Consider the following 7,950-nt stretch of genomic DNA (forward strand, 5'->3'; position numbering starts at 1 on the left):
GCGGCGTCGGCGGTCTGGAGGCGATCCGGCAGGCTGACACGGCGATGTACGCCGCCAAGCGGGACGGTGGCGGCGTGGCGGCGTTCTCGACCGATGTCGCGGCCTCGAGCAGGCAGGAGGCGGGGATCGTCGACGCCCTGTCGGCGGCCCTCGCGGACGGGCAGTTCGCCCTCGTCTACCAGCCCATCCTGGATCTCCACACCAGCGCCGTAGCAGGCTTCGAGGCGCTGCTGCGCTGGCACCACCCTGACCTGGGTGAACAACCTCCGGCGCGCTTCATCCCCGTTGCCGAGCGGCACGATGTCATGGCACGGATCGAGGAGTGGATGCTGGCGGAGGCCTTCCACCAGGCCGTGCGGTGGAACGCCCTCTCGCCACACCCGCTGGCGGTCGGCGTCAACCTCGCGCGCCCGCGCGCCACGGTGGACCCCGTCGCGACTCGCGTGCTACGAGCGCTGGAGCGGTCCGGGCTTGCGCCCGGACTGGTGCGTCTGGAGGTGACCGAGGGTCTCGTCCGGGACGACCGCGGCGCCTCGCTCGAGGACCTGACGCAGCTGCGCGGACGCGGCGCGAAGGTCGTGCTCGACGACTTCGGGACCGGTGGTCTGTCCCTCGATCATCTGCCCTACCTCCCGATCGACACGGTGAAGATCGACAGCGCGTTCGTGCGGGAGATCGCTCCCGGCGCACCCGAGCCCGGTCTGCTCGGCGGCATCACCGGCCTCGCGCGGAGCCTGGGCCTGGACGTGGTCGCGAAGGGCATCGAGACCGTCCACGAGGCAGAGGTGGTCCGGGCGGCCGGCATCCGGTACGGACAGGGGTTCCTCTACGCCGCCGGGCTCGCCCCCGCGCCGCTGGAGGCGTGGATGCGGACCCACGGCGCCACCATGGAGGTCGTGGTCCCTGACCCGCGGGGGTGAGCGTCACCCCCGCGTGGGGAGCCGGCGCAGGCCGAGGACCGCGAGGCCGGCGAGCAGACCCCAGAACGCGGAGCTGACACCGAAGGCGGTGATGCCGGAGGCGCAGGTGACCAGGGTGACGATCGCCGCGTCGCGGTGGTCCTCGCTCGCGAGGGCGGTGGCGAGGGCTCCCGCGAGCGCCCCGACCAGGGCCAGCCCGGCGACCGCCTGCACCAGCAGCGGCGGGCAGGCTGCGATCAGCGCGGTGGCCAGGCCCGCCCCGAGCCCGATCACCACGTAGACCGCGCCCGCGGTGACCGAGGCGACCCAGCGACGCGACGGGTCGGGGTCGGCGTCGGGCCCTGCCGCGAGGGCCGCGGTGATGGCGGCCAGGTTGATCGCATGCCCGCCGAACGGCGCGCCGACGATCGTCCCCGCGCCGGTCGTGGTGAGCACGGGACGGAGATGGGGCCGGTAGCCGAACGACGCCAGCACCCCCATGCCGGGGATGTTCTGGGACGCCATCGTCACGAGGAACAGCGGGAGGCCGATCCCGACGAGCGTCTGGGGCTCGACGGTCGGCGTCACGAAGCTCAGGCCCGGGAACAGGTCGTCGCCGACGGCGGCTCCGGCTCCGGGATCGAGCAGGACGACGGCCGCGGTCGCGACGAGCGCCGCGGGGACCGCGTACCGGCGGGCCACGCGGGTCATGATCAGCCAGACCGCGATGACCGGGAGCGCGAGCCCGGGCAGGTCGGCGGCCGCCCGGGCCGGCGCCAGGCACAGCGGCAGCAGCACGCCGGCGAGCATCGCGCTCGCGAGCGAGACCGGGATCGCGGCGATCCAGCGACCGAGCCGCCGGGAGAGGCCGGCGATGACCAGCAGCGCGCCGGTGAACACGAACGCCCCGAGCACTGCCGCGTATCCCCCCTCGACGTGCCCGGCGGTGGCGAGCAGCGCCGCGCCCGGCGTCGACCACGCGATGCTGATCGGCATCCGGTAGCGGACACCGAGCCAGATCGCGACGACGCCCTGGGTGAGGCACAGCACCATCAGTCCGGAGGCCGCTTGGCTCGTGGTGGCCCCGATCCCCTCGAGGCCGGCGAGGACGATCGTGAAGGCGCCGGCGAAGCCGACGACCGCCGTGATCACGCCGGTGACGACCGGCTGGGAGTAGGCCTTCACGGTGTGATCGCCGGTGGGGGGTAGATCACCCAGCTCAGGGTCCGCGACGGCGCCAACGCCACGTAGCGGTGCGGCACGTCCGCCGCGAACCACACGGCGTCGCCGGGCCCGAGCTCCTGCTCCTGGCCGACCGGCCCCGCGAGGACCCGGCCCATGACGCAGAAGACGACCTCCTCGGCCCCGGGCAGATGGGCCACGCTGGTCTGATCGACGCCCTCGGGCATCTCGATGTCGTAGAGCTCGGCGCGGTGCGCATCGGACTTGGCGTGCACGAGCCAGCCGGTCATGCCGGAGTCGGCCTGCATGGCCTCGCCGGTCCGCGCCGCGATCCGCCGCACGACGGGCTCGCCCTCCGGTGCCAGCAGCGTGCCCAGCGGCAGGCCGAGCGCGTGCGAGATCCGCCAGAGCGTCTCCATCGACGGGTTGCCGGCCCCGCCCTCGATCCGGGAGACGATCGTCGTCGAGAGCCCAGCGGCGCGCGCGAGGGCGCCCAGCGAGAGGCCCTGAGACGTGCGGTGGGCGTGGATGACGCGCCCGACCCGACGCGCGAGGGCGTCGAGGTCGCCGGGAGACGGAGATGGGGCGGGATCAGGAGTGTCAATCATGGTGGACGATCGACAACTCTAGTGGAGTATCGGCGTTCCCGCGGGAACGCCCTGCGCTGGTGCCCGTCAGCGCGAGCCATGGCTCGGCGGTCTAGCCTGGAACACCATGACGGCTCACCGGATGGTCATGCACGCGAGCACCCTGCTCGCGGTCGCGCTGCTCGCCCTGGCGACCGGCGTCCAGCCCGCGGGCGCCGCCCGTGCCCCCGACGTGCGGGCCGGCGTCGGACAGGCCGACATCACGCCGCCGACGGGCATTCCGTTCGGCGGCTGGGTGCGCGCGGATCGCAGCGGACGTGGCGTCCACACGCGGCTGAACGCGACCGCGATCGTCCTCGAGCGCGGAGGCCGGAAGGTCGCGCTCGTCTCCGTGGACCTCTTCGCGGCCGTCGGGGGGATGGTCAAGGAGGCCGCGGACCGCAACGCCGATCTCGGCTACTCGGAGCGCAACGTCATGGTGTCCGCCTCCCACACCCACGGCGGGCCGTCCGGCTACGCGAACTTCTCCACGCTCAACACGCTGGCGCCGAGCATCGAGACGATCGACCGGCCGAACACGTTCGCCGAGTTCATCAACCCCAGGCCTGTGGATCGTCAGCTCTACACCTTCCTGGTCGACCGCATCGCCCTGGCGATCCGGCAGGCCGATCGCACGCTCGCACCGGCGCGCGTGGGCTGGGGCGAGGCCCGCCTCACCGACGTCACCAAGAACCGCAGCCTCGAGGCGCATCTCGCCAACCACGGGCTGATCCTCGAGCCCGGGAAGGGCAGGCCCGAGCAGGACAGCGAAGGCCGCCTCCACACCATCGACCCGGAGGTCAACGTCCTCCGTGTCGATCGGCTCGTCCGGCGCTCGCGCCCGTGCGTCCGCCGCGGACGCCGCACGCGCTGCCGTCGCACCGTCGCGATCCCGATGGGCGGATGGTCGATGTTCGCCAACCACGGCACCGTCAACCCGGCCTCGTACCTGTACTACAACCAGGACCACCACGGCGCGGCCACACGGGTCTTCGAGCGCGAGGTGCGCCGCATCGGCAGGGTCCCGGCGTCACGCCGCGTCGTGAACGTCTACGGCAACGGCAACGAGGGCGACCAGTCCGCCGGGCTCGACGGCCAGGGCCCGGTCATCGCCGAACGCGTGGGACGCCGCGAGGCCGCGGCCATGCTGCGTGCCTGGCGGCAGGCCGGCCGCCGCATGACCCGCCGGCCGACCCTCGACGTGCGCTGGACCCGCGTCTGCTTCTGCGGGCAGATGACCTCGCAGGGGCCGGTCGGTGACACCCCGGTCCCCGGCATGCCGTTCCTCACCGGCAGCGAGGAGAACCGCGGCCCGCTGTTCGACCTCACCGGCGTGCCGTTCGAGGGCCACCGCAGCCCGACCGAGTCGGGGTTCAAGAGCCAGGGGCACAAGATCCCGGTGCCCGGCGCGAGCACCTCCACCTATCCGAACGCCGCACCGCTGTTCTCCATCCGCGTGCGGGACCGGCTGATCGTTTCGCTGCCGGGCGAACCGACCGTCGAGGTCGGACGGCGCGTTCGCGCACGGGTCCTCGAGGCCGTGCGACCGGCCAACGTCCGCCGGGTCATCGTGTCCGGGCTGACCAACGAGTTCCTCCAGTACCTGACCACGCCGGAGGAGTACGACCGTCAGCACTACGAGGGCGGCTCGACCATGTACGGCCCCAACCAGTCGGTGCTCCTCACCGATCACCTGGCCGAGTTGTCGCAGCACCTCGTGCGTGGCGAGCCCGCGCAGGAGGCCTACGAGTTCGACCCCCGCAACGGCGTCACGGCGGACGCCAAGCCCTACGGCAAGGGTGCGGAGCGGGGCACCATCGTGGAGCAGCCCCGGGACGGGCAGCGCGAGACCCAGCTCGTCGAGTTCGGCTGGACCGGCGGCACGCGCGGCCTCGACAAGCCGCTCGACACCCCCTTCATCACGGTCGAGCGCAGGCGGGGCACGAAGTGGAAGCGGACCACCGACGACCTCTGGATCGACGTGCGCTGGCAGGTCGACGACGACGGTCGCTACACGGCGCAGTGGATGGTCCCCGAGGGGACCGCCGCCGGGACCTACCGGTTCGTCGTCACCGCGAACCGGTACGCGCTGACGTCGCGATCCTTCGTGCTGCGCGGCTGAGGCCGCGCCATCAGTCGTCGTCGGCCTCGTCCTCGGACCCGCCGTGGGCGTCGCCGTCGTCGTCGGGCGGGGTCGTGGCGGCGGGCGCAGGCGTCACGGTCGGCGCGGGTGAGCGGTCCGGGCGCTCCGTGGTCGGACCCTCGCGCGTCGCGGTCGTCGGGCTCCCCGTTGACGTCCGTACGGTCGGCGAGGACCGCGGGGCGGGGGCGACCGTACCCACACTCGGCGCGCCGCGGAGACCGATCTGAGGACTCGCGATGCGGGTCGTGAGCACCGCCATGCCGGCCGCGAACCCGAGGCCGACCAGCAGGAGTCCGAGCCCGAGCAGGATCGTCCGGGAGCGGGACCGCCGGGGTGGGGACGGGGTGGGGGTGGTCGGGGTCGTCACGGGAGCGGCAGCTCCAGGGTCGCGCGGGCGCCACCCGACGCCGTCCTCCGCTCGAGCCGCGCATCGCCGCCCCAGCGTCGGGCCAGCTCGCGGGCGATCGGCAGCCCGAGCCCGGTGCCGGGGGTGCGCGCACCGCCCGCCCGCCCGACGGCACCCCTGCGGAACCGCTCGAACACCGCCTCTTCCTCACCGGGCGCGGGACCGGGCCCGTCGTCGAGCACCTCGACGCGACCCGCCGAGGACCGCAGCGTCACGCGGACCCCCGGGCCGCCGTAGAGGAGCGCGTTCTCCACGAGCACGTCGAGCGCCCGTGCCAGGTCGGCCGCGGGCACGCGGACGACCGCCGGGACATCCGTGGCATCGTCGAGGACCAGCTCCGATCCCTGCGCCCGGGCGCGGGCGTTCCAGCGGTCGATGGTCTCGGCGAGCGTCTCGTGAAGCGCCAGGTCCTCGCTCGGTGCGTCCCGTTCCCCTGCTTGGGAGAGAACGAGCAACTCGTCCACGGTCCGCGAGAGACGGTCCACCTCGGCAAGCGCCGCGTCAGCGTCCTCCGCGGCGGTCCGGGGGTCCGCGCGACGCAGCTCCTCGAGCCGCAGGCGCAGGCCGGTGAGGGGGGTGCGGAGCTGGTGCGAGGCGTCGGCGACGAAGGACCGCTGGGCCTCCAGCAGCCGACCGAGACGCACCGCCATGTCGTTGAAGGCCAGCGCGACCTGCTGCTGCTCGGCTGCGCCCTCGACCGGCGCACGGGCGTCGAGGTCCCCCGTGGCGAGCTGACGCGCGGCGGTCTGGAGTCGGCGGGTCGGACGGGCGATCTGGCCCGCCAGCAGCGCGGCCAGGAGCAGGCCGACGAGCAGGACGACGCCGGAGACCGCCCCGATGCCCGTCGTGGCGCGCCGCGTCGCGTCCGCCACCGCCCGCATGTCCTGCGTGAGACGGACGGCTCCGTCCGGCTGTCCGGCGTCCAGCACCGGCACCGCGGTGGCGAGCAACTCCGTGCCGAGCGTGCTGCTGCGACGCTCGTCCTGCACGCGCTGACCGCGCAGCGCCGCCGCGATCTCGGGTCGCCCGCTGAAGTCCGTGCCGCGGGCCGCGGCCCCGGAGCTGTCGGCGATCACGCGCCCGCGGGCGTCGACGACGATCACGCGGCCCCGCGTCCGCGCGGCCTCGTCACGCACCAGGCGTTGCACGTCCGCGCTGTCCAGCGCGGGAACACTGGCGGCCAGCAGGGATGCCTGCGCACTGGCCTGCTCGCGCACCTCGGCCTCGACCCTGTCGTGGAGATTGAGCGTCAGCGGCACCGCGAGGGCGACGATGGCCACGAAGAGCGGATAGGCGATCGCCAGGAGCAGCCGCGAACGCAGGGTCATCCCGGGGTTCCCAGGTCGAGCCGGTAGCCGACGCCGCGCAGCGTGGTGATCGGCGGTGCGTCGTCGGGCAGCTTGCGTCGCAGGCCTGCGACGTGTACGTCGAGCGTCTTGCCCGTGCCGAACCACCCCGTGCCCCACACCTCGTCGAAGAGCTCCTCTCGCCCCGCGACCGTTCCCGCGCGGCGGGCCAGGGCGTACAGCAGGTCGAACTCGCGACGGGTGAGCTCCAGTGCCGCGCCGTCGACGGAGGCGACGCGGGCGCCAGGGTCGACGGTCAGGGTGCCGACGGTCAGGGGCTCGAGCGGACGCCGTGTCTTCGCGCTACCGGCCGTTCGGCGCAGGACCGCGCGGATGCGAGCGATCAGCTCGTCGCTGCTGAAGGGCTTGACGACGTAGTCGTCGGCACCGATCTCGAGTCCGACGATGCGGTCGATCTCGGCGCCACGGGCCGTCAGCATGATCACCGGCGTCTCGGTCGTGCGGTGCAGGTGCCGGACGACGTCGCGTCCGTCGCCGTCCGGGAGACCGAGGTCGAGCAGGACCAGGTCGAACTCCTGCCGGTCGACGAGGCTCGTCGCCTCCGCGACGGTGCAGGCGCTCGTCGGCTCGAACCCGCCACGGGTCAGGGCGCGCAGCAGCGGCTGCAGGATGGAGGGTTCGTCCTCGACGACGAGCAGGCGTGGAGCACCCGACATAGGAGGTTCATACCGCTTTCGGTATCGCGTTACCTGGCCCTAACCCGACGCTCGCCGGGACATCACACCGGTCCGCCCATCATCGATGAGCACCCACGACGAAACCGGAGTCCCACATGCCCAGTCGCCCCAGGATCATCGCCACGGCCACGACGCTCGCCGCACTCGGAGGGCTCGGCGCCGTCGCCCTGTCGTCACAGCCGGGCCCGGTCGCGGCCGCACCGGCGCAGACCGCCGCCGCAGACGCCCCGGCGGCGGTCACGAAGCCCGTCGTCGAGGTGCGGACCGAGACGATCCACCGCACCACGCACGTCAAGCCGACCGCCACGCGCAGCGCGACGCCACCAAGCGGTGCCCCCGTCGCGCAGGCCTCCGCGGTGCGCGTGGTGCAACCGGCGCGGATCGCTGCCACTGCTCCTGCCCCCGCCGCGGTGCGGTCCCCGTCCGCAGCCCGCCGCGAGGAGGCCGAGGACCACGACTCGGCGCAGGAGCGCGATGCGACCGAGGATCACGGCTCGACCGAGGACCGCGAGGACGAGCACCCGGAGGCCGGCGAGGAGCACGCGTACGAGTCGAGCGAGCGCGGCGATGACTGACCCCGGGAAGAAGCCCGCGCCGGTGCGCTGGCGGGCTCGGACGTCCACCACGCTGGCAGTCACGGCGGTCGTGAC

General features: G+C 73.6%; 8 protein-coding genes. 3 read left to right on the plus strand and 5 right to left on the minus strand.

Annotation, left to right across the window (positions count from 1 at the left end; all coding sequences use genetic code 11):
• The coding region (locus ABYE80_RS13765) for an EAL domain-containing protein (RefSeq protein WP_372790856.1) at positions 1 to 920 on the plus strand (920 nt) is incomplete at its 5' end.
• 3 nt (positions 921 to 923) lie between these two features.
• Here ABYE80_RS13765 and ABYE80_RS13770 read toward each other — a convergent pair.
• Both ABYE80_RS13770 and ABYE80_RS13775 read right to left on the minus strand, forming a co-directional pair.
• The gene (locus ABYE80_RS13770) at positions 924 to 2,084 is read right to left on the minus strand and encodes a benzoate/H(+) symporter BenE family transporter (RefSeq protein WP_372790857.1); all 1,161 of its coding nucleotides are present in this window, start codon (positions 2,082 to 2,084) and stop codon (positions 924 to 926) included.
• Complete coding sequence (locus ABYE80_RS13775; RefSeq protein ID WP_372790858.1) at positions 2,081 to 2,689, minus strand: helix-turn-helix domain-containing protein; 609 nt, start codon at positions 2,687 to 2,689, stop codon at positions 2,081 to 2,083. Before ABYE80_RS13775 ends, ABYE80_RS13770 begins: the two co-directional genes overlap by 4 nt.
• Positions 2,690 to 2,795: 106 nt before the next feature.
• Here ABYE80_RS13775 and ABYE80_RS13780 point away from each other — a divergent pair, with 106 nt between their 5' ends.
• Positions 2,796 to 4,829, plus strand: a complete 2,034-nt coding sequence (locus ABYE80_RS13780) for a neutral/alkaline non-lysosomal ceramidase N-terminal domain-containing protein (RefSeq protein WP_372790859.1) — start codon at positions 2,796 to 2,798, stop codon at positions 4,827 to 4,829.
• 10 nt (positions 4,830 to 4,839) lie between these two features.
• On the opposite strand, the gene ABYE80_RS13785 is transcribed toward ABYE80_RS13780, so the two are convergent.
• From ABYE80_RS13785 to ABYE80_RS13795, 3 genes are read right to left on the minus strand one after another with little or no spacing between them, the layout of a single operon-like run.
• Positions 4,840 to 5,217, minus strand: coding sequence for a hypothetical protein (locus ABYE80_RS13785; protein WP_372790860.1), 378 nt, complete (start codon positions 5,215 to 5,217; stop codon positions 4,840 to 4,842).
• A complete protein-coding gene (locus ABYE80_RS13790; RefSeq protein ID WP_372790861.1) occupies positions 5,214 to 6,584 on the minus strand; it encodes an ATP-binding protein in 1,371 nt (456 codons plus the stop codon). Before ABYE80_RS13790 ends, ABYE80_RS13785 begins: the two co-directional genes overlap by 4 nt.
• Positions 6,581 to 7,279: a response regulator transcription factor gene (locus tag ABYE80_RS13795; RefSeq protein WP_372790862.1), complete on the minus strand. Its 699-nt coding sequence runs from the start codon at positions 7,277 to 7,279 to the stop codon at positions 6,581 to 6,583. Before ABYE80_RS13795 ends, ABYE80_RS13790 begins: the two co-directional genes overlap by 4 nt.
• Before the next feature lie 116 nt (positions 7,280 to 7,395).
• Here ABYE80_RS13795 and ABYE80_RS13800 point away from each other — a divergent pair, with 116 nt between their 5' ends.
• The gene (locus ABYE80_RS13800) at positions 7,396 to 7,875 is read left to right on the plus strand and encodes a hypothetical protein (protein ID WP_372790863.1); all 480 of its coding nucleotides are present in this window, start codon (positions 7,396 to 7,398) and stop codon (positions 7,873 to 7,875) included.
• The last annotated feature ends 75 nt before the right edge of the window (positions 7,876 to 7,950 follow it).

Source organism: Paraconexibacter sp. (genome assembly GCF_041602235.1).
Lineage (GTDB): Bacteria > Actinomycetota > Thermoleophilia > Solirubrobacterales > Solirubrobacteraceae > Paraconexibacter.

Coding starts and splice junctions, on each gene's coding strand:
- ABYE80_RS13790 (WP_372790861.1), bottom strand. CDS start 6,584: ATGACCCTGCGTTCGCGGCTGCTCCTGGCGATCGCCTATCCGCTCTTC.
- ABYE80_RS13800 (WP_372790863.1), top strand. CDS start 7,396: ATGCCCAGTCGCCCCAGGATCATCGCCACGGCCACGACGCTCGCCGCA.
- ABYE80_RS13795 (WP_372790862.1), bottom strand. CDS start 7,279: ATGTCGGGTGCTCCACGCCTGCTCGTCGTCGAGGACGAACCCTCCATC.
- ABYE80_RS13780 (WP_372790859.1), top strand. CDS start 2,796: ATGACGGCTCACCGGATGGTCATGCACGCGAGCACCCTGCTCGCGGTC.
- ABYE80_RS13775 (WP_372790858.1), bottom strand. CDS start 2,689: ATGATTGACACTCCTGATCCCGCCCCATCTCCGTCTCCCGGCGACCTC.